The sequence below is a fragment of the Pseudomonas sp. FYR_7 genome (assembly GCF_043106155.1).
Lineage (GTDB): Bacteria > Pseudomonadota > Gammaproteobacteria > Pseudomonadales > Pseudomonadaceae > Aquipseudomonas > Aquipseudomonas parafulva_B.
The window spans coordinates 1-1,161 of record NZ_JBICMI010000063.1; the positions used below are offsets into that span (position 1 = coordinate 1).

The 1,161-nt window shown below is 54.6% G+C and carries 1 protein-coding gene and 1 pseudogene; both read left to right on the forward strand.

Translation table 11 applies throughout. The annotated features are described in order from the left end of the window. Positions 1-8 precede the first annotated feature (8 nt). On the forward strand, positions 9-542 hold the full coding sequence (locus ACF8R3_RS16160; protein ID WP_196126756.1) for a helix-turn-helix domain-containing protein: 534 nt from the start codon (positions 9-11) through the stop codon (positions 540-542). After that, positions 533-1,161: pseudogene (locus ACF8R3_RS16165) on the forward strand (IS3 family transposase); the annotation flags it as partial. The gene ACF8R3_RS16160 and the pseudogene ACF8R3_RS16165, both read left to right, overlap by 10 nt.

Genomic DNA, 1,161 nt, shown 5'->3' on the forward strand with positions numbered 1-1,161 from the left:
GGGTTTTTATGCGCAGGTATTCAAAGCAGTTCAAGCTGTCAGCCATTCAGGCCTTTCTTGATCGCGGGTATGGCTTTCGCCATGTTGCCGCACAGTTCCAAATGGATCCGACGCTCCTTCGTCGCTGGGTCGCGGCCTACCGTACGCACGGTCAGGCCAGTCTGGAGAAAACAGGCCGCCATTACAGCGCCGAGTTCAAGCTCGCTGTTCTTCATCATAAATGGCGCGAAGACCTTTCGTTGCGTGCCACGTCAGCGCTTTACAACCTCGGCAATTCCACACTGGTTCGCAGTTGGGAGGAACAGTATTACAGTGGCGGACATCAACCCCGACCGCCCCGTAAGAAGCCAGTGATTACCGCGATGCCTAAAGCACCCCGCAAGTCTGAAGACGTTTCATCCACGCCTACTGAGCAACTCACTCGTGAGCAGTTGCTGACAAGGCTAGCCCAGCTCGAAGCGGAGAACGCCTATCTAAAAAAGCTCGAGGAGCTAGACGAGGAGAAGGCGAAGAAGAAGATAGCCAGGAAAAAACCCGGCTAGTCGCGGCGCTACGTAAGCTTTACCCGCTTGCCTGGCTGCTCAAAGCAGCTCATTTGTCGCGCAGCACTTATTATTACCAGCTCGGCGTGCTCGAGGCTGGGGATCGGTGTGCCTCGCTCAAAACGTTGATACAAGACATCAGCCACCGGCACCGCGGCCGCTACGGGTATCGGCGAGTCACCTCTACGCTGCGTAGCGAAGGGCAATCGGTTAACAGTAAGAAGGTACGCCGTCTGATGGCCGAACTGGACCTGAAATGTACAGTGCGCCCCAAGAAGTACAAATCTTATCGGGGGCTAATGGGCGAAGCCGCCCCCAACATCCTTAAGCGCGACTTCCGCGCAGACCAGCCAAATCAAAAGTGGGTAACGGATGTTACCGAGTTCAAAGTGGCAGGTGAGAAGCTATACCTTTCTCCGATCATGGATCTTTATAACGGCGAGATCGTTGCCTATCGTACCGACTCCCGACCCCGATTTACCTTGGTAGGCGAAATGTTGGAGACAGCAATCAATAGGCTACCAGCTAACAGCCGGCCGCTCTTGCACTCAGATCAAGGCTGGCATTATCGATACCCTGACTACTGCAAGCGGTTGAAAGAAGCAGGGCTTGAACAGAG

Bases quoted from the DNA above. Each gene is read 5' to 3' on its own strand.
- ACF8R3_RS16160 (WP_196126756.1), top strand. From the start codon at position 9: ATGCGCAGGTATTCAAAGCAGTTCAAGCTGTCAGCCATTCAGGCCTTT.